Source organism: Amycolatopsis oliviviridis (assembly GCF_014654365.1).
Lineage (GTDB): Bacteria > Actinomycetota > Actinomycetes > Mycobacteriales > Pseudonocardiaceae > Amycolatopsis > Amycolatopsis oliviviridis.
This window is the reverse complement of record NZ_BNAY01000008.1, coordinates 226,287-244,295: the sequence shown is the minus strand read 5'-3', so window position 1 is coordinate 244,295 and position 18,009 is coordinate 226,287. Positions and strand designations below refer to the sequence as shown.

General features: G+C 68.8%; 17 protein-coding genes. 10 read left to right on the top strand and 7 right to left on the bottom strand.

From position 1 onward, the window contains the following. Positions 1–130 precede the first annotated feature (130 nt). The 6 genes from IE302_RS31155 to IE302_RS31130 all read left to right on the top strand — a co-directional run bounded on the left by IE302_RS31155 (position 131) and on the right by IE302_RS31130 (position 5,762). Positions 131–1,693, top strand: a complete 1,563-nt coding sequence (locus IE302_RS31155; RefSeq protein WP_191258009.1) for an alpha/beta fold hydrolase — start codon at positions 131–133, stop codon at positions 1,691–1,693. A gap of 153 nt (positions 1,694–1,846) precedes the next feature. After that, positions 1,847–2,758 (top strand): ABC transporter ATP-binding protein, encoded by a 912-nt coding sequence (locus tag IE302_RS31150; RefSeq protein ID WP_191258008.1) that lies wholly within the window; start codon positions 1,847–1,849, stop codon positions 2,756–2,758. Further along, positions 2,755–3,486 carry an ABC transporter permease gene (locus tag IE302_RS31145; protein WP_191258007.1) on the top strand — a complete coding sequence of 244 codons (732 nt, stop codon included), beginning with the start codon at positions 2,755–2,757 and terminating at the stop codon, positions 3,484–3,486. The genes IE302_RS31150 and IE302_RS31145 overlap by 4 nt, the downstream gene beginning before the upstream one ends. A 20-nt stretch (positions 3,487–3,506) precedes the next feature. Next, on the top strand, positions 3,507–4,136 hold the full coding sequence (locus tag IE302_RS31140; protein ID WP_191258006.1) for a hypothetical protein: 630 nt from the start codon (positions 3,507–3,509) through the stop codon (positions 4,134–4,136). Continuing rightward, positions 4,133–4,456 carry a transcriptional regulator gene (locus tag IE302_RS31135; RefSeq protein WP_020634259.1) on the top strand — a complete coding sequence of 108 codons (324 nt, stop codon included), beginning with the start codon at positions 4,133–4,135 and terminating at the stop codon, positions 4,454–4,456. The genes IE302_RS31140 and IE302_RS31135 overlap by 4 nt, the downstream gene beginning before the upstream one ends. Next, positions 4,443–5,762 (top strand): DNA polymerase IV, encoded by a 1,320-nt coding sequence (locus IE302_RS31130; protein ID WP_191258005.1) that lies wholly within the window; start codon positions 4,443–4,445, stop codon positions 5,760–5,762. Before IE302_RS31135 ends, IE302_RS31130 begins: the two co-directional genes overlap by 14 nt. Positions 5,763–5,830: 68 nt before the next feature. On the opposite strand, the gene IE302_RS31125 is transcribed toward IE302_RS31130, so the two are convergent. The 5 genes from IE302_RS31125 to IE302_RS31105 all read right to left on the bottom strand — a co-directional run bounded on the left by IE302_RS31125 (position 5,831) and on the right by IE302_RS31105 (position 11,195). Next, positions 5,831–6,898, bottom strand: coding sequence for a glycoside hydrolase family 88 protein (locus tag IE302_RS31125; RefSeq protein WP_191258004.1), 1,068 nt, complete (start codon positions 6,896–6,898; stop codon positions 5,831–5,833). A gap of 88 nt (positions 6,899–6,986) precedes the next feature. Further along, complete coding sequence (locus IE302_RS31120) at positions 6,987–7,634, bottom strand: FadR/GntR family transcriptional regulator (RefSeq protein WP_191258003.1); 648 nt, start codon at positions 7,632–7,634, stop codon at positions 6,987–6,989. Further along, the gene (locus IE302_RS31115; RefSeq protein ID WP_191258002.1) at positions 7,631–8,674 is read right to left on the bottom strand and encodes an ABC transporter permease; all 1,044 of its coding nucleotides are present in this window, start codon (positions 8,672–8,674) and stop codon (positions 7,631–7,633) included. Before IE302_RS31115 ends, IE302_RS31120 begins: the two co-directional genes overlap by 4 nt. Then, on the bottom strand, positions 8,671–10,215 hold the full coding sequence (locus IE302_RS31110) for a sugar ABC transporter ATP-binding protein (RefSeq protein ID WP_191258001.1): 1,545 nt from the start codon (positions 10,213–10,215) through the stop codon (positions 8,671–8,673). Before IE302_RS31110 ends, IE302_RS31115 begins: the two co-directional genes overlap by 4 nt. Before the next feature lie 20 nt (positions 10,216–10,235). Beyond that, positions 10,236–11,195 (bottom strand): substrate-binding domain-containing protein, encoded by a 960-nt coding sequence (locus tag IE302_RS31105; protein WP_229908036.1) that lies wholly within the window; start codon positions 11,193–11,195, stop codon positions 10,236–10,238. 323 nt (positions 11,196–11,518) lie between these two features. Between IE302_RS31105 and IE302_RS31100 the strand changes: the two genes are divergently transcribed. Further along, positions 11,519–12,649 (top strand): CapA family protein, encoded by a 1,131-nt coding sequence (locus IE302_RS31100; RefSeq protein ID WP_191257999.1) that lies wholly within the window; start codon positions 11,519–11,521, stop codon positions 12,647–12,649. A gap of 70 nt (positions 12,650–12,719) precedes the next feature. On the opposite strand, the gene IE302_RS31095 is transcribed toward IE302_RS31100, so the two are convergent. Then, complete coding sequence (locus tag IE302_RS31095) at positions 12,720–13,745, bottom strand: family 2 encapsulin nanocompartment cargo protein polyprenyl transferase (RefSeq protein WP_191257998.1); 1,026 nt, start codon at positions 13,743–13,745, stop codon at positions 12,720–12,722. Positions 13,746–14,230: 485 nt separating this feature from the next. Here IE302_RS31095 and IE302_RS31090 point away from each other — a divergent pair, with 485 nt between their 5' ends. Together IE302_RS31090 and IE302_RS31085 are read left to right on the top strand one after the other, a co-directional pair. After that, positions 14,231–14,995 (top strand): bestrophin-like domain, encoded by a 765-nt coding sequence (locus tag IE302_RS31090; RefSeq protein WP_191257997.1) that lies wholly within the window; start codon positions 14,231–14,233, stop codon positions 14,993–14,995. A gap of 4 nt (positions 14,996–14,999) precedes the next feature. Beyond that, complete coding sequence (locus IE302_RS31085) at positions 15,000–16,238, top strand: DUF6923 family protein (RefSeq protein WP_191257996.1); 1,239 nt, start codon at positions 15,000–15,002, stop codon at positions 16,236–16,238. Between the two features lies 1 nt (position 16,239). Here IE302_RS31085 and IE302_RS31080 read toward each other — a convergent pair whose 3' ends face one another. Next, positions 16,240–17,256, bottom strand: coding sequence for an autoinducer 2 ABC transporter substrate-binding protein (locus tag IE302_RS31080; RefSeq protein ID WP_191257995.1), 1,017 nt, complete (start codon positions 17,254–17,256; stop codon positions 16,240–16,242). Between the two features lie 271 nt (positions 17,257–17,527). On the opposite strand from IE302_RS31080, the gene IE302_RS31075 reads away from it, so the two are divergent. Continuing rightward, positions 17,528–17,974 carry a DUF4396 domain-containing protein gene (locus IE302_RS31075; RefSeq protein WP_373308049.1) on the top strand — a complete coding sequence of 149 codons (447 nt, stop codon included), beginning with the start codon at positions 17,528–17,530 and terminating at the stop codon, positions 17,972–17,974. The last annotated feature ends 35 nt before the right edge of the window (positions 17,975–18,009 follow it).

Below are 18,009 nucleotides of genomic sequence, written 5' to 3'. Positions count from 1 at the left end.
ATTAACCGGCTGCCCGGTTTGCCGCGATCGGGACCCGCCGTTGGTAGGTACCTTCGCCGGAACGCTTCCGCCGGTCACGGACGTGGATAGGGTTTCGGGGCTTTCACCTTTGGAGGGAAAGGGAGAAACCTTGAGACGTGTTCTCATCACCGCGCTGGCCGTGGCCACGCTCGCCTCGGTCGCGGTGACCACGCCCGCCGGCGCGGCGGAGTCGGCGCAGCCCGCCGAGACGATCACCTGGGGAGCGTGCACCGATCCGGCGTTGATCGCCGCCGGCGCCGAATGCGGTTTCCTGCCGGTCCCGCTGGACTACTCGCGGCCGCGCGGCGAGAAGATCCAGCTCGCGCTCAGCCGCGTCAAGCACAAGACGCCCGAAGCGCAGTATCAAGGCGTCCTGCTCACCAACCCGGGCGGCCCCGGTGGTTCCGGGCTGCTGCTCGCGACCCGCGGGCCGCGCGTGCCGAACCACGCGGGCGACGCCTACGACTGGGTCGGTTTCGACCCGCGCGGCGTCGGCTCCAGCAAGCCCGCGCTTTCGTGCATCCCGAACTACATGGACTACAACCGGCCGAACTACCTGCCGACGACGCGGCAGCTGGAGAAGACCTGGCTTCAGCGCTCGAAGTCCTACGCCGACGCGTGCGCGGACAAGAACAGCCGCGGGCTGCTGGAGAACATCAAGACGACCGACACGGTCAAGGACATGGACAGCATCCGCAAGGCGCTCGACGTGGAGAAGCTCAACTTCTACGGCTACTCCTACGGCACCTATCTCGGCCAGGTCTACGGGACGCTGTACCCGCAGCACGTCCGGCGGATGATCCTCGATTCCACTGTGGACCCCCGCAACGTCTGGTACCAGGCCAACCTGAACCAGGATCTCGCCTACGACGTCAACCTCAACATCTGGTTCGGCTGGGTCGCTTCGCACGACGACGCCTACCACCTCGGCAAGACCCAGGCCGCGGTGAAGCAGGTCTTCGACGAACAGCTGAAGAAGGTCGCGGCGGTCCCGGCGGGCGGCTACATCGGGCCGGACGAACTCCTCGACGTCTTCAACCAAGCCTCCTACTACCAGCTGCGCTGGCCGTTGCTCGGTGACGCGCTGGCGAAGTTCGTCAACAAGGGCGACTGGCAGACCATGAAGGGGCTGTTCGAGGGCTTCAGCGGCCGTGGCGACGACAACGGTTATGCCGTCTACCTCGCCGTCCAGTGCACCGACGTGAAGTGGCCGCAGAGCTGGCAGCAGTGGAAGCACGACAACTGGCGGACCTACCAGAAGGCGCCGTACTTCACCTGGCAGAACGCCTGGTACAACGGGCCTTGCCTGTACTGGCCCGCGAAGCCCGGCAAGCCGGTGAAGGTCGATGGCAGCAAGGTGCCGAGCGTGCTGATGATCGGTGAGACGCTCGACGCGGCGACGCCGTACGAAGGCAGCCTCGAAGTGCGGAGCCGGTTCCCCGGCGCTCGCCTGATCGGTGAGCCGGGCGGCACGAGCCACGCGATCACGCCGCGCGGCAACGCGTGCGTCGACAACCGGATCGCCGACTACCTGGCGACCGGGGCGCTGCCCGACCGCAAGCCGGGGCGGACGGCCGACGTCGAATGCGCGCCGCTGCCGCTCCCGGTGCCCACCCCACCGGCGGTCTCCGCCTCCACCTCCGGCGCGGATACCTCCCGGGTGCCTGCCTAACCCGCCTGACGGAATGCGCGTGAAGGCCCCCTTCCCTCGGCTCAGCCGAGGGAAGGGGGCCTTCACGCGCTTCGGGGTTTCCGCCGCAGGGAGCTTTGTGTTACAAAGTGCGGAGTGAGCTTTGTAGTTCAGAGTGCTCGAAGGGGGAGAGTCATGGCGGACGCGTTCAGCCTCGAAGGGCTGGTGAAGCGCTTCGGTGACGTCCTGGCCGTCGACGACGTCAGTGTGCGGGTCGCACCGGGGGAGGTGGTGGCGCTGCTGGGACCGAACGGGGCGGGCAAATCCACCACGATCGACATGCTGCTGGGCCTGACCAGGCCGGATTCGGGCCAGGTCCGGGTCGCCGGGGTCAGCGCGGCCGAGGCGATGGACCGGGGGACGGTCGGCGCGATGGCCCAGAACGGGACGTTGCTCAGGGACGCCACGGTCGCCGAGCTCGTCGGCCTGTTCGCCTCGCTGCACCGGAATCCGCTGCCGACCCGCGAGGTCCTCAAGCGCGCCGGTGTCACCGAGTACGCGAACCGCCGCTGCGGGAAGCTCTCCGGCGGCGAGCAGCAGCGGGTGCGGTTCGCGCTAGCGCTGGTCGGCGATCCGGAGCTGCTGGTGCTCGACGAGCCGACCGCGGCGATGGACGTCGAGGGGCGCCGCCGGTTCTGGGCGTCGATGCGCGAGTACACCGAGACGGGCCGCACGGTCCTCTTCGCGACGCACTACCTCGCCGAGGCCGAGGACTACGCGGACCGTGTCGTGCTCATGCGGCACGGCCGGGTCGTCGCGGACGGCCCGGTCGGCGAGGTCCGGGCCGCGGTCGCGGGCCGGATGCTGCGCGCCGTCATCCCGGATGCCACCCAAGACACCGAAGCCGCGCTCGCCGCGTTGCCCGGGGTGTCGCGCGCGGTGCTGCGGGCCGGGCACGCGGAACTGAGTTGCGCCGATTCCGACCTCGCCATCCGCGCTCTGCTGCGGGAGTTCCCGCGCGCCGTGAACATCGAGATCACCGCCATGGGACTGGAAGAGGCCTTCATCGCGCTGACCACCGATGCGCCTGAAGGAGCGTTGAGATGAACCTGAACTACCTCGCGCTGGAGATCAAGCGCATCGTCCGCAGCCCGCAGTTCGCGTTGTTCACCATCGGCATGCCGCTGGCGATGTTCCTGTTGTTCGGCGGGATCTTCGGCGCCCGCGAGATCGCTCCGGGGATCTCGACCGCGACGGTGACGATGGTGAACATGGCCGCGTACGGCGCCATGACCGCCGCGCTGTTCACTGGCACCCGTGTCGCCACCGAGCGCACCGACGGCTGGCAGCGCACTTTGCGGCTGACGCCGATGCGGGCGCCGGGCTACCTGATGGTCAAGGTGTCGGCGGGCTTGTTCGTCGCGCTGCCCGTGCTGCTGGTGATCTTCGCGGCCGGGATGATCCGCGGCATTCGGCTCGAAACCGGCCAATGGCTGACGATCTTCGGTTCGCTGTGGCTCGGGGCGCTCCCCTTCGCGGTGCTGGGCCTGATGATCGGCCTGTTCGGCAAGGGCGACACCGTCCAGGCCGTGACCGGCGCGCTGATGCTGCCGCTGGGCATGTTCGGCGGGCTGTGGATCCCGCTGCAGATCCTGCCCGGCTGGATGAACACCGCCGGGCACCTCATGCCGACCTACTGGCTGGGCGAGATCGGCCGCGCGCCGGTACTCGGCGGTTCGAGCACGCTGACCGCCCTCGGAGTGCTCGCGGCCTGGCTCGTGGTGCCCGCGCTCGTGGTGATGGCGAGGTTCCGGCTTGACACGGCGAGACTGTGACCGCGTGTTAGCTTTCCCAGGTGGTGGAGGATGAACGGGCCGACGACGAGCGGCCGATGACGCCCGAGGAGTCGCTCGCGCTCATCGCCAGGCAGTCGGAGCAGACCCGGCGCGAGATCGGGCCGAATCCGTCCGTGCTGCTCGCCGTCTGGGGGCTGGTGTGGCTGTTCGGTTTCGGGCTCGTCTACGTCTCCGCGCCACCCACCGCCCTGATGCCGATGTGGGTCGCCGGGGCGATCACCGTCGCCGGGTTCGCCGGCGCGATGGCGTACTCGGCGATCTACGGCATCCGCGCCGGCCGCGGCGTGCGCGGGCCGTCCCGGCTCGTCGGAGCGATGTACGGCTGGAGCTGGATGATCGCGTTCGGCGGCCTGACGGTGGTGAACACCGCGCTGATGCGCCTCGGCCTCGACGCCGACCTGATCCCGCTGCTGTGGTCCGGCACCTCGCTCATGCTGACCGGCCTGATGTACCTCGCGGGCGGGATGCTGTGGCAGAGCAAGCTGCAGTACGGCCTCGGCGTGTGGATCATCGCGTGCGGCGCGGCGAGCGTGCTGGCCGGGGGACCGCACAACTTCCTCGTGCTGAGTCTCGCGGGCGGCGGTGGCTTCCTGGTGGCGTCACTGGTCTTCCTGGTGCGGTCGCGATGAGCGAAGACGGGCTGCCGCAGCTCGACCCGGTGATCCACGCGCAGGCGCGGCTGCGGGTCACCGTGGCGCTGTCCAGTCTGGGGCCGGGGGACCGCATCACTTTCCCGCGGTTGCAGCAGTTGCTGGACATGACGCCCGGCAACCTGTCGACGCATCTGCGCAAACTGGAGGACGCCGGCTACGTCGAGATCACCAAGGCCTTCGAACACCGCACGCCGGTTACGCTGGTCGAGCTGACCACCCGGGGCCGGGCCGCGTTCGAGGAGTACACGAAGGCCCTGCACCGTCTTCTCGAGGTACCGGGCGATGGGCGGGCATGACCGGTGGGTCATCCACCTCGACATGGACGCGTTCTACGCCTCCTGTGAACAGCTGACCCGGCCGACCCTGGCGAAGCGTGCCGTCCTGGTCGGCGGCGCGGGCCCGCGTGGCGTGGTCGCCGGGGCGAGCTACCAGGCGCGCGAACACGGGATCAAATCGGCGATGCCGATGTCGCAGGCGCGACGGCTGCTGCCGGCAGGCGGGGTGATCCTGCCGCCGCGGTTCAAACTGTACGAACTGCTGAGCACCCGGGTGTTCGACCTCGTCGCCACGTACGCGCCCGTGCTGGAACGGATCTCGCTCGACGAGGCCTTCGCGGAACCGCCGTCGCTGGCCGGGGCCACCTCGGCCGAGGTACGGGACTTCGGTACCCGCCTGCGTGAGCACATCCGGTCCGAGATCGGCCTGGTGGCGTCGATCGGGGCGGCGTCGGGGAAGCAGGTCGCGAAAGTAGCCTCGGATCTGGCGAAACCGGACGGGCTGCTCGTCGTCGACCAGGGCACCGAACGCGACTTCCTCGCCCCGCTGCCGACCAGGGTGCTGTGGGGGATCGGCCCGGTGGCGGAAGGCAAGCTGCGGGCGATCGGCGTCCGGACCCTTGGCCAGCTGACCGCGCTCACCGACGCCGACGCGGTGTCCACTTTGGGCAGTGTGGTCGGCCGGGACCTGCGGCGCCTGGCCACCGGCGTCGACGACCGGCCGGTGTCCGACCGCGCGGAACTCAAACAGGTCAGCGCCGAGACGACCTTCGACCGGGACCTGATCGACCTGCCGAGCCTGCGGCGCGAGGTCCGCGATCTCGCCGTGCACGCGCATCGGCGGCTGATCAACGCCGGCCGGGTCGCGCGGACGGTGGTGGTGAAGCTGCGGCACACCGACTTCAGCACGGTGACGCGGTCGGAGACGATGGCTTCGCCCACCGACGAATTCGACCAGCTCGCCTCGATGGCGGAACGGCTGCTGATCGACCCGACCGAGTTCGGCGGGGTCCGGCTGGCCGGGGTCGCGCTCTCCGGGCTTTCGGTGCCGCATCAGGATCCGCTGTTCACGCTGTCCGTCCCGGTCCCGGACGTGCCCGTGGTCGAGCGGGCGCCCGCTCCGGCGGCCGCGGTCCCGTCGTCGAGCTGGCGGCCTGGGGACGACGTCGTGCACGAAGAGCACGGGAGCGGCTGGGTGCAGGGCGCCGGGCACGGGCGGGTGACCGTGCGGTTCGAAACGCGGTCCAGCGGCCCGGGCGTGGCACGCACCTTTCCTCAGGACGACCCGGCCCTGCGCCGCGGCGACCCCTCCGACTGCCTGGCCTGACTCCCGCGTTTCGTCCTCTGAATGCTGTTCTTTCTTGTACAAGAACAGCATTCAGAGGACGAAACGCGTCAGGAGCAGGCCGGGGTGAGGCGGGCCACCTGCTGACCGGCGATCAGGAACGCGCCGACGCCGTGTGCGCCCGTGTCACCGGCCCGGACGGGACCGGGGCCGGAAGCGACCGGCTGCACGTAGCCGAAGAATCCGTCCGCCCGCAAAGCCTTGGTGGACAACGCTTCCCAGGCCTTGTCGACGGTGCGCCGGTACTTGCCCTGGTCGAGGATCCCGGCGTTGACGCCCCACGCGAGCCCGTACGTGATCAGCGCCGTCCCGCTGCTCTCCGGGCCGCCGTGGTTCCACGGCCGCAGCAGATCCGTGTTCCAGAAGCCGTCCCGCCGCTGCAGGAACCACAGCGTGTTCGCCATCTTCGTGAACACCCGCAGCAACTCCGGACGGCGCGGATCGCCGGAAGGCAGGACCTGCAGCACCTTCGCCAGCGCGGCGAGCGCCCAGCCGTTGCCGCGCGACCAGTAGGCGTCGCTGCCCGCGTCGCGGCGCCAAAGCCCCAGCGCGTCGTCGTACAGCTTCTTTTCCGCCGAGCGGAACAGTTTCCGCATCGCGGCCAGGGTCGGCTCGCTGCCGTCCATGACTCCGATCCTGGCCAGCGACGGCATCGCCATGTTCAGCGCGTCGACGTAGTCCCAGTAGCCGGTATCGCCCCGCTCGACACTGGCGACCTCGTCCGCGACCCGCTTGCGGACGTCGGCGATCACCGGGGCGTCGGGGTGGAAGGAGTACAGGTCCAGATACGCCTCGCCGGCGGCCTGGAAATCGGGGAAGAACGGCCGCGCCGGATCACTTTGCAGCAGGTACTTGTTGTCCTGCGCCCACGGAAGTGTCTTGTGGTTCGAGACGCCCGTCGTCCGCACCAGCGCGAGGTTCCCGACGTGGAAGGTGCCGTTCTGCCACGAATTCGTGGCGAGATCCGTCCCGTGGGTGACCCAGTAGTCGCCCGCCGCGATCATCGACTTCGCCACGGAGCACTGTTCCGCGGCGACGGCGTGCGGCACGGCCAGCAGGCTCGCGCCCAGTGCCGCGGCGGCGAACAAGGTGACCCGGCGAATTCCGGGGAAACGCATGAAGCGTCCTCCTCAAGCACTTCGCGGCGGCGGTGAGCCTCCGTGCCCGGAAACCCGGAATCGAGAATGGTGTGTACCACTCAGGGTGTCAAGATGCCGATGAGCGGTACGGCACAACGGTTTCCAGTAAGCGGCGTGACGCCGTTTCCGCTCCGTCACCGTCCTTTCCGAGCACCGTCGCCACCACGAGTGAATGCGCCGCGAGCATGTCGTCGCCGGGGACCTCGTCCAGCACCGCGACGACCGGGACGTGCAACTGCGCGATCAAGGGGTTGCCGGACGCGCGGAGCAGGGCCGCGTGGAACGCCCGGTCGGCTTCCTGGAACGCCGGGAGATCGGTGGCGTCGGCCATCAGCCCGTACGCCGCGACGAGGACCGCGAGTTCGTCCGGGCGACGGTGCCACGCGGCCATTCTCGCCGCCTGCGGTTCGATCGCCAGCCGCAGTTCGTGCAGTTCCGCCAGATGCCGGGAGCGTTCGGGGCCGGCGACCCGCCAGGCGATGACGTCCGGATCGATCGCGTCCCAGTGCTCCGGCGGCCGCGTCCAGGTACCGACCCGCGGCCGCGCCGTCACCATGCCCTTGGTTTCCAGCACCCGCAACGCTTCCCGCACCACCGTGCGCGACGCGGCGAACCGGCGGCCGAGGTCTTCCGGCACGATCGGCCGCTCGGTCCCGAAAACACCGGAAACGATCAGCCTGCCCAGTTCGTCGACGATCCGGGCATGCCGGGTCATACGGGCAGGCCGACCCGGCGTTCCCCGCCGCGGACCTGCTGGAGCACGACGGCGATGACGAGCAGGGACCCGGTCGCCATGTTCTGCCAGAAGGGGTTGACGCCGAGCCCGGACATCCCGTTGTTGAGCACGCCCAGGATGATCACCGCCAGCACCGTGCTGATGATGGATCCCTTGCCGCCCTTGAGCATCGTGCCGCCGAGCGCGGCGCCGGTGACGGCCAGCAGTTCGAGCCCTTCGGAGCCGGAAGTCGGCTGCCCGGACCCGGTGCGCGCGGTGATCAGCAGGCCCGCGATCGCCGCGACCACACCGACGAGGGCGTACACGCCGATGATGTAGCGGTTGATGTTGATCCCGGCCAGCCGCGCGGCGGTGTCGTTGCCGCCGATCGCGTAGATGTTGCGGCCGATGTCGGTGTAGCGCAACAGGAAGTGCAGGATCGCCGCGACGATCAGGAACACCCACACCAGCGTCGGCAGCCCGGCGATGGACCCCTTGGCCAGGAAGATGAACAGGTCGTCGGCGCCGGTGTAGCCTTGCGCCTTGCCGTCCGAGATCACCTGCGCGATGCCCTTGTACGTCGCGAGCATCGCCAGTGTCGCGACCACCGGGTTGACCCGGCCGAAGATGATGATCATGCCGTTTACCAGGCCGCACACCACGCCGACACCGATCGCGGCCAGCGTGCCGACCGCGGAAGAGCCGGTCGAGGTGAACACCATCGCCGACACCACCGACGCGAGCCCGGCCATCGAGCCGACCGAGATGTCCAGCGCGCCGAGGATGATCACCAGGGTCTGCACCAGCGACAGCAGGCCCATGATGGTGATCGCGCTGCCGATCAGCAGCAGGTTGTTGGTGCGGAAGAAGTTCTCGTTCAGCGAGCTCATCAGGATCACCAGCGCGATCAGGGTGAGCAGCAGGCTCGAGTTCTGCACGCCGATCGCGGTCAGCACCCGCCGGGCGGGGGAGACCCGCTCGGTCTCCGTGCCGGAAGAGGCGGACCGTTCTTCGGATTCGGTGCGCGTGGGGGTGCTCACGAGGCGATCTCCTGGTCTTCTTCGACGGCGGGTTCGGTGGCGGGGATGGCCAGGGTCAGCACGGCTTCCTCGGTCGCGTCGTCGCGGTCGATCTCCCCGGCGACCCGGCCCGCGCGCAGGACGACGATCCGGTCGGCGAGGCTCAGCACCTCGGGCAGATCGGACGAGATCACCAGCAGCGCGATGCCTTCGGCGGCGAGACCGTCGATGATCCGGTAGATCTCGGCCTTCGCGCCGACGTCGACACCGCGCGTCGGCTCGTCGAGGATCAGCAGCTTCGGCCGCCGCGCGAGCCAGCGGGCGAGGACGGTCTTCTGCTGGTTGCCGCCGGAGAGCTTGCGGACCTCCTGCTCCATCGACGGCGTCCGCACCCGCAGTTCGTGCACGTACTCGGCGACGAGTTCGCGCTCCTTGGCCCGCCGCACCACCCGGAACCGGCGCAGCCGGTCCAGTACGGCGATGGAGACGTTGTCCCGCACGGACCGCTGCATCAGCAACGCGTCGGTCTTGCGTTCCTCCGGAGCGAACCCGATCCCCGCCTTGACCGCGTCGCCGGGAGTGCGGGCGCGCAACGGTTTCCCGTCCAGTTCGACGGTGCCCGAGCGCACCGGCAGGTCGCCGACGATCGCGTGCGCGAGTTCGGAACGCCCGGCACCGACCAGCCCGGCGAGACAGACGACCTCGCCCGCCCGGACCTGCAGGGAGATGTCGGTGACGTCGTCGGTGGTGACGTGGTCGAGCCGCAGCACGACCCGGCCGGTCTCCTGGGTGACCCTGCGCTCCAAAGTGGACAGGTCGCGGCCGATCATCATGCGCACCAACTGGTTCTCGTCGGTGGCGGTGGCGTCCTTCACGCCGATCAGCCGTCCGTCGCGCAGCACCGCCACGCGGTCCGCGAGCTGGAAGATCTCCTTCATCCGGTGGGAGACGTAGACGACCGCCACCCCGCTGCCGCGCAGCCGCCGGATCAGCGCGAACAACGCGTCGACCTCGTGTTCGGACAGCGACGACGTCGGCTCGTCGAACGCGATCACCTTCGGCGGCGTCGTCGCGGTGAGCACCCGCAGGATCTCGACCAGCTGCCGTTGCGCGGCGGACAGCCTGCTCCCGAGCGTCTCCGGCCGCAGCACGCCCTCGAACCCATACTCCCGCAACGCTTCCTGTGTCATCCGGTGCAGGGTCCGGCGGTTGACCAGCCGTCCCCGCGCGGGCAGTTCGCCGACGAAGACGTTCTCCGCCACCGAAACGTGCGGGATGATCTCCGGCTCCTGGTAGATCACCCGGACCCCGGCGGCCATCGCGGCGCGCGGGCTGTCGAAGGTCACCGGAGCGCCGTCGATCAGCAGGTGCCCGTCGTCGGGACCGTGGTCGCCGGACAGCACGCGCAGCAGGGTGGACTTCCCGGCGCCGTTCTCGCCCATCAGCGCGAGGACCTCGCCGGGCCGGAAGTCCAGGGTGACGCCGTCGAGCGCCGTCACCCCGGAGAACCGTTTGCTGATCCCTTCGGCGGTCAGCGCCGCCGCGGGTTCGGATGTGGCCATGGAAACGCCTCCACGCGGGATCAGATGCAGTTGACGCCGGCCTGCTTGTAGTTGTCCTTGGTGACGATCTGGGTCTTCGCGATCGTCTCCGGGGGCAGGTCCTTGGAGTTCTTCACCTTGTCCACGAGCAGCTGGATCGCGGTGCGGCCGACCTCGGCGCCGGAGATGAACAGCGCCGACTTGTTGCCGGTGTCCTTGCCCGCGGCCCAGTCCTTGCAGGTCAGGTACGCGCCGAGGCCGACGCCGATGATGTCGTCCGCGGCGACGCCCGAGTTCGCGAGCGCCGTCACCGCACCGGTCTCGTTCTCGTCGTTGCAGCCCCAGACCACCCAGTGCTTGACGCCCGGGTTCGAGCCGATCACGGCGCCGGTGCGGTTCTGCGCGTCCACCGGGGTGTTGTCGGTGCCGACCTCGATCACCGGGACCTGGGCGCCGGCGTCCTTGTCGAACGCGGCCTTCGCGGCGGACACACGATCCGAGCACACGGTCAGGTCCTGCTTGTAAGCACTGATGATCTTGGTGTCGGCCGCCGTCCATCCCGCCGCCTTGAACAGCTTCGCGGCCTCCTTGCCGACCGAATCGCCCATCTGTGATCCGTTGAAGCCCACGAACGGCGACTTCGTGCCGCCGCCGTCCTTGATCACATCGTCGGAGGCGATGATCGGGATGCCCGCGCTCTTGGCCTTGTCGAGTACCTGCGGGCCGATGGCCTGGTCCGGGACGACGATCGCGATGCCGTTGGCGCCCTGCGCGAGCGCGGCGTCGAGTTCGGTGATCGCCTTGTTGGCGTCCTGCCCGAGGTTGACGACCTTGAGCTCGACGCCCAGCTCCTTCGCCTTCTCCTGCGCGCCCTGCGCCTGTTCGACGAAGTACTGCTGATCGCCCTGTTTCTGCAGGTAGAAGAGGGTGACCTTGCCGCTCGCGGGGGCCTGCTGCTGCGGCGCGGCGGCTTCCTTGCCGGAGGAGCAGCCGGTCAACACGACACCGGCAATCAAACAAGAACCAACAATGCGCCAGGGCAGGGACCTGTGCGAAGCTGTGGACATCGAATGCTCCCAGGACGAAGCGGAAGAGTGTGACTCGTATTACTAAGCACTCTTCCGGGTGACGTCAAGGCGCGATTGAGTCACGAAGGACGGCTGTGGTCGTACTAATCGCATGTCGGAAGCCGTGCACTACGGCGAGCGGTCCTGTGGAACTTGTCCGAAGTTTGTCCGATCGGTCTTGTTGACTTTGGTTGGGTGTCGTACCCATTCGGCGTAAGGCAGGATGAAAGGGACTTGTCACCCGATCGAGGGAACCGATGTTCAGCTCCCGCGCCCGTCAGACCAGCGCCCTCCTCGGCGCCGCCCTGCTGCTCGCCGCGTGCGGCGCGGCCCCCGAGGACCAGCAGCCACCCGTCGCTTCCGAGGCGCAGCCCCAGACGAGCCAGGCGCCGGACGGGTCGTTCACCGTGGTCGCCACCGGTGACGTGCTGATCCACCCCGCGCTGACCGACCAGGCCAAGGAGGACGGCAAGGGCGAGATCGACTACCGGCCCCTGCTGGCCGGGATCGAACCGCTGATCTCCGGGGCCGACCTCGGCATCTGTCATCTGGAGACCCCGCTCGCGCCGAAGGGCGGGCCGTACAGCGGCTACCCGTCGTTCAGCGCGCCGCCCGAGATCGTCGACGCGCTCAAGGACACCGGGTACGACAACTGCTCGACGGCGTCCAACCACACGATCGACCAAGGCGCGGAAGGCGCGACGCGGACGCTCGACAAGCTCGACGAGGCGGGGATCAAGCACACCGGTTCGGCGCGTTCGGCCGAAGAGGCGAAGAAGCCGCTGATCGTCGACGTCAAGGGAGTGAAGGTCGCCCAGATCTCCTTCGCCTACGGGTTCAACGGGATCAAGGTGCCCGCGGGGAAACCCTGGCTGGTCAACCAGATCGACGCCGAAGACGTGATCGCCCAGGCCAAGGCCGCGCGGAAGGCGGGCGCCCAGGTCGTCCTCGCGAGCCTGCACTGGGGCACCGAGTACCAGCACGAAGCGACCGCCGAACAGCGCTCACTGGCGAAGAAACTCCTCGGTGACGACTCGATCGACCTGATCATCGGCCACCACGCGCACGTCGTTCAGCCCTTCGAGCGGATCAACGGCAAATGGGTCGCCTACGGCCTCGGCAACAGCGTCGCCCGGCATTCGGAACCGAAGGGCTCGACCGAACAGGGCGCGGCCGCGCGATTCCGGTTCGTGCGCGACGGCGAACGCTGGAAGGTCGACAAGGCCGAGTACGTCCCGACGCTGGTCCAGCTCGGCCCGCCGATCCGGTTGCTCGATCTCACCGCCGGGCAGGGCGGGGACGCCGGCGCGGAAGCGCTCAAGGCCACCGACGAGGTCGTCCTCAGCCGGGGAGCCGGTGAGCAGGGGCTGACCCGCCCCGGGCGCTGACCCCCCGCTGCCCGACAGTGGTGGGCCGGGCCGCTTCGACCGGCCCACCCCTGCCTTTCCGCGCCCGTCTTCAATATCGTCGCCGTACCACCAGTTTCGCGAGGGCCGCGAGCTCGGCGCCTGGGCGGGGCACCGGGTTCGAGACGGCGAGATGGTGCAGCGCGCCGGTCAGGAGTGCGTCGGCCTGCTCCTGGCTCCATGACCGGCCGCCCGCCCGTTCCACCAGCTCCGCCGCGTGGGGCAATTCCGCGGCGTCGAGGTTTTCCTTGCGGTACAAGGTGTCCAGCTCTCGCCCGGCTTCGGTCCCGGAGTGGAGCGCGGCCACCACCGGCAGGGACTTCTTCCGGTTGGAAAGATCCGAATGGACCGGTTTCCCGGTCACCTCCGGATCGCCCCAGATCCCGAGGAGATCGTCGATGTGCTGGAACGCCAGCCCGAGTGCCCTCCCGTACTCGGTCAGCCGGTCGACTTGATCCTGCCTCCCTTCCCCGGCGAGCGCGCCGAGCGTGCAGGACGCCCCGAGCAACGCGCCGGTCTTCCCCTCGGCCATGCGTACGCATTCGGCGGTGTCGACGTCACCGCGTTCTTCGAACTTCAGATCCGCGCTCTGCCCCTCCAGCAGGTCGATCACGGCCGTGCTCAGCACTCGCAGCGCGACCTGTCCGAACGGGGCCAGTACCTCGAAGGCCCGGCACAGCAGGGCGTCCCCGGCGAGGATCGCCGCGCCCGTACCGAAGACGGTCCACGCGGTCGGGCGGTGCCGCCGGGTGGTGTCGGCGTCCATCACGTCGTCGTGCAGCAGTGAGAAGTTGTGCACCAGCTCGACCGCGACCCCCACCGGGACGGCGACTTCGGCGTCACCGCCGACAGCCTGCGCCGACAACAGCGCGAGTGCCGGCCGCAACGCCTTCCCTCCGTCCGAAGTGGACGGATGGCCGTGTTCGTCCCACCAGCCGAAGTGATAGCCGGCGATGAGCCGCATCGATTCGGGCAGTCCGTCGACGGCCTCTCGCAGCGCCGGATCGAGCAGGTTCCGGCTCCAGGTCAGGACTTCGCCTGCGGGCCGGGAACCGGTGCGGGTGTCGATGGTCGTCAACGGACTCCCTTTCAGTCTCGTAGTCGACGGGTTTACTCAACCGGCCGGCGGCCTGGCGAACCGCTGTTTCCATAATTAGCGGATACCCATTCGAGTGGGCAGGCGCAAAGTCAACATAGCAAGCGGTAATGCCCGGACAAACAACTCGATCGGGTCTCGCGGGAGGTTCACCTGTTTGCCGGATTGGGCCGGAAGTGGCAGTCACCGGCGGCCGTTCAGGCCACGAAGCTGCTCGAAATGTCGGTATACGGCGCCGTTGGTGACGTCTTGTGGCGGGTCCTCACTCGGTCGTGACGCCGTGCTCTCCGACTGGTGACGCGCCTTTCCTGCGCGTATCGGAATTCGTTTCGCGATATGAGAAATTGGGCCGAGCCGGTGATGATCATCCGGGATTCGTCCGCCGCTTGTATGAATTGATTCAAGTGGTCTTTTCCGCCCGGCGAAGCGTGAACTAGTTTCAGCAGTCATCGCAGGGAAGGAGTCGAATGGGTATTTACCTGACCGGCATCGCCTGGGTCGTCGGTGCGGCGGCCCTCGCGGGATTCGTCGGCTACCTCGTCCGCAAGTTCGGCTGGGACGAGGGGCGGCCCGACAACAACGACGCCGCCGGCCAGGTGTTCACCATCGTCGGCGGACTGCACGCCGTACTGGTCGCGTTCATCCTGATCTCCCTGTTCGACTCCGCGAGCGCGGCGCGGGAGGGCTCGTACCACGAGGCGGACAGCCTGGTCGCCGCCGTCTGGGCCGCCGACTCCCTGGGGGACGAGGTCAAGGCCGAGGTCCGGAAGCTGGGCGTGGACTACATCTCCACGGTGGAGAAGAAGGAGTGGCCGCAGATGGCGGGCGGCGGGGACTTCGTCTCCGACGTCGGCTGGAAGCAGCTCGACCAGTTGCGCAAGGCGGTCGACAAGGCCTCCTCGGACGACGACTGGCTCCGCGAGCGCAAGACCGAGGCGTCCGCCCAGCTCTGGCAGGTCTACGAAGCCCGGCAGGACCGGCTCAACGCGGTCGAGGGTGGCCGGGTCGGCGGTGTCGTCTGGTTCGCGCTCATTCTCGGCAGTCTCATCTCGGTGCTGCTGCCCAACCTGTTCGGCGGCACCCGGCTGGCCGCGCATCTGGTGATCGTGTCCACTCTGGCCGGTACGGTCACGCTGCTGCTGTTCGCCATCTACCAGTTGCAGAACCCGTTCGGGGGCGGGGTGCGGATCCCGCCCGACGCGTTCACCGCCGCGCTGACAAGGCTCACTTGAGCCGGTGGGCACTGTGGACGGGGTGACGCGGGCGGCGGCGACGGCGGCCGTCGCCGGATTGGTCGGCGCGTCGGCGTTGCTGGCCCCGATGGCCGCACGGGCCGCCGAGTCCTGCCTGGTGGTGCAGGCGGAGACCGGTTCGTACGGGAAGACGAAGCTGCGGTGGCTCGACGTCGGGTCGGGGACCACCTCGCGGGTGACCGAGCCGGGGTACCGGCTCAACGCGCTCGGTTACTCCGCGACCCGTGATCTCGTCTTCGGTGTCGCCGAAGGACTCAGCCGCGGCGCGCACGCGGTGACGATCGACCGCGACGGGCGCACCCAGGACCTCGGCCCGATCACCCGCGCCGGGAACCGGCTGCCGGCGTGGAGCCCCGTCGCGGGGGTGACCGCCGGCGCGATCGGCGGGAACTCCTGGTACCTGCTGAGGAACGGCACACTGTACACAGTGGACTTGACGCCGGGAGAGCGGTACCTGCGGGTGATCAAGACGGTGTTCCTGCGGCCGATCACCCTCGCCCACGACGTCAACGATTTCGCCTACCACAACGGACTGCTCTACGGCGTTTCCACCACCTGGCGCGGAAAAGGCGCCGTGATCACCATCGATCCCGCGTCCGGCAAGGTCATCGAGGCCGAGGACGCCCGGTTCCCGCCCGCCGACATCTACGGCTCCGTCGTGCTCGCGCGCGACGGTGCCTTGTACGCCTTGGCGAACCGGATCGGCGGGCGCAGCGTGCTGTACCGGCTGGACTGGGGCGGGCAGGTGACCGAGGTGCGCTCGGGTCCGCCGCTGGCGGGTTCGGACGCCGCGGGCTGTCTCACCGCGCCCGAGGTTCCGGAACCGCCGAAACCGGAGCCGCCCAAGCCGACACCTACGCCGACGCCCAACCCGACGCCCACGCCCACCCCGGCCCCCACGCCGAGCCCGTCACCCGGTCCGACGTCGTCGCCGAGTCTCACGCCGACGTCGTCGCCTCGGCCTTCACCGAGCCCGACGCCGAGTTCGCCGTCGCCGAGTCCGTCGCCGACCCCGCGTTCGCAGTCGCCGACGTCCGAGGTCGTTCCGCCGCTCGCTCCCGTGCCGAAGCCGTCCCGCGCGGCCGCCCCCAAGGAACGGAAGCCGGCGGCGCAGACCGATTCGCACGCCCGTACGAAGGAGAAGCGGCGGTGGGGGTTGACCGCGCTGGTGCTGATCCTCGGCGGGGGAGCGGCGGCGGGTGCCGTCCGGCGGGCCCGGTGAGTCAGTACTTGAACTGGTCGACGTTCTCGCGGGTGATCAGCAGCGGGTCGCCCAGCAGCACGGTCTTCTTGTCTGCTTCGTACTTGATCGCCGGGAGTTCGAGGTTGACCTTGTTCGTCGGGCCGAGCGGTTTGTTCTCGGCGACCTGCTTGCCCGCCCAGGCGGTGAGGTAGCCGAGCGATTCGACGTTCCACAGCACGGAAAGCGACGCGGAACCGTCCAGCAGATAAGGCTTCATCACCTGTGGCGTCCCGATGCCGACGGTGAAGACGCGGCCGATCTTCTGCTGGGAGCGGACCGCCTCGGCGACCCCGGGCGCGGATGTCGTGCACTCGCCGACCAGGCCGGTGAGATCCGGGTACTTCGTCATCAGGTCCTTGGCCAGTGAGGCGGCCTTGTCCTTGTCTTCACCGGCGTAGACCGTCTCGACGAGCTGCGCCCGGGGATACCCTGTAGTGGTATACGCCCGCTGGACGGCGATCCACGCGTTGAGGTTCTCGGCGGTCTCGCCGCACGAGACGATCGCGTACTTGCCGGCGCCGCCCATCTTCTTCATCAAGGCGTCGGTGAGCGCCTTGCCGATGCCTTCCGGCGTCGCCTGGTTGACGAAAAGCTCGCGATCGGTGCCGGGCGCGTCGGTGTCGGAGGTGATCACGTGGACGCCCTTGGCCCGCGCGTCGGTGATCGCCGGCGCGATCGCCCGGGGATCGTTCGGGGCGATCGCGATGACGTCGACCCGCTGGTCGACGAGGCCGCGCACGATCGAAACCTGCGCCGCGGGGTCCACGGTGGCCGGGCCGGTCGAGGTCCATTCGACACCGAGCTGCTTGGCCGCGGCCTGCCCGCCGACGTTCATCGCCTCGAAGTACGGGATGCCCGCGACCTTCGGCACGAACGCGATCCGGATCGGCTTCACCGCCGTCCCGGCGGGTTCCTCACCGCCGCAGCCGGTCAGCCCGAACACCATGCCCAAAGCGAGCACAGTGGCCACGACGAGCTTCTTCGTCGGCCCTCGCATCTCCACCCCAAAGTCACGGAACTACCTGAAAACCAGCCGATCGGTCTGCGCGCGGTGGAGACCTCCGGCGAAACTAAGGTCTTCGGTTACGCCGGTCAACCGGATGAGCGCAAAGGGTTACGGAAGTGAGTTCATCGACCTGGGCTGATTACCAAGTCGGCCTACGGGGGTGACGGTGAGCGATCAAGAGACGCGGATCACCGCGCCGTAGATACGGGTGGGGGGTATATTTCCCCGCATGAACGAGACACGGCATGGAGCAAGCTGGTCGATGGCGGCGTCGGCGACCCTGCACTGCCTCACCGGCTGTGCGATCGGTGAGGTCCTCGGCATGGTGATCGGTACGGCGCTCGGCCTGCACAACGCGGGCACGATCGCGCTTTCGGTCGCGCTCGCCTTCGTCTTCGGCTACGCGCTGACCATGCGCGGCGTGCTGAAGTCGGGCCTCGCGTTCGGCGCCGCGCTCAAGGTGGCGCTGGCCGCCGACACCGTGTCGATCGCGGTCATGGAGATCGTCGACAACGGGGTCATGGTGGTGGTGCCGGGCGCCATGGACGCCGGGCTGGGGAGCTTCCTCTTCTGGGGTGCGCTGGTGTTCTCGCTGGCCGTCGCGTTCGTGCTGACGGTGCCGGTGAACAAGTGGATGATCGGGCGCGGACTGGGCCACGCGAAGGTCCATGCGCACCACGGTGGGCACGAAGGGCACCACGCGCATTGAGGGGCACGGAGGGACTTGGGTCGGGGTGGTCGTGA

Coding starts and splice junctions, on each gene's coding strand:
- IE302_RS31150 (WP_191258008.1), top strand. CDS start 1,847: ATGGCGGACGCGTTCAGCCTCGAAGGGCTGGTGAAGCGCTTCGGTGAC.
- IE302_RS31145 (WP_191258007.1), top strand. CDS start 2,755: ATGAACCTGAACTACCTCGCGCTGGAGATCAAGCGCATCGTCCGCAGC.
- IE302_RS31135 (WP_020634259.1), top strand. CDS start 4,133: ATGAGCGAAGACGGGCTGCCGCAGCTCGACCCGGTGATCCACGCGCAG.
- IE302_RS31130 (WP_191258005.1), top strand. CDS start 4,443: ATGGGCGGGCATGACCGGTGGGTCATCCACCTCGACATGGACGCGTTC.
- IE302_RS31125 (WP_191258004.1), bottom strand. CDS start 6,898: ATGCGTTTCCCCGGAATTCGCCGGGTCACCTTGTTCGCCGCCGCGGCA.
- IE302_RS31120 (WP_191258003.1), bottom strand. CDS start 7,634: ATGACCCGGCATGCCCGGATCGTCGACGAACTGGGCAGGCTGATCGTT.
- IE302_RS31110 (WP_191258001.1), bottom strand. CDS start 10,215: ATGGCCACATCCGAACCCGCGGCGGCGCTGACCGCCGAAGGGATCAGC.
- IE302_RS31100 (WP_191257999.1), top strand. CDS start 11,519: ATGTTCAGCTCCCGCGCCCGTCAGACCAGCGCCCTCCTCGGCGCCGCC.
- IE302_RS31090 (WP_191257997.1), top strand. CDS start 14,231: ATGGGTATTTACCTGACCGGCATCGCCTGGGTCGTCGGTGCGGCGGCC.
- IE302_RS31080 (WP_191257995.1), bottom strand. CDS start 17,256: ATGCGAGGGCCGACGAAGAAGCTCGTCGTGGCCACTGTGCTCGCTTTG.
- IE302_RS31075 (WP_373308049.1), top strand. CDS start 17,528: ATGGCGGCGTCGGCGACCCTGCACTGCCTCACCGGCTGTGCGATCGGT.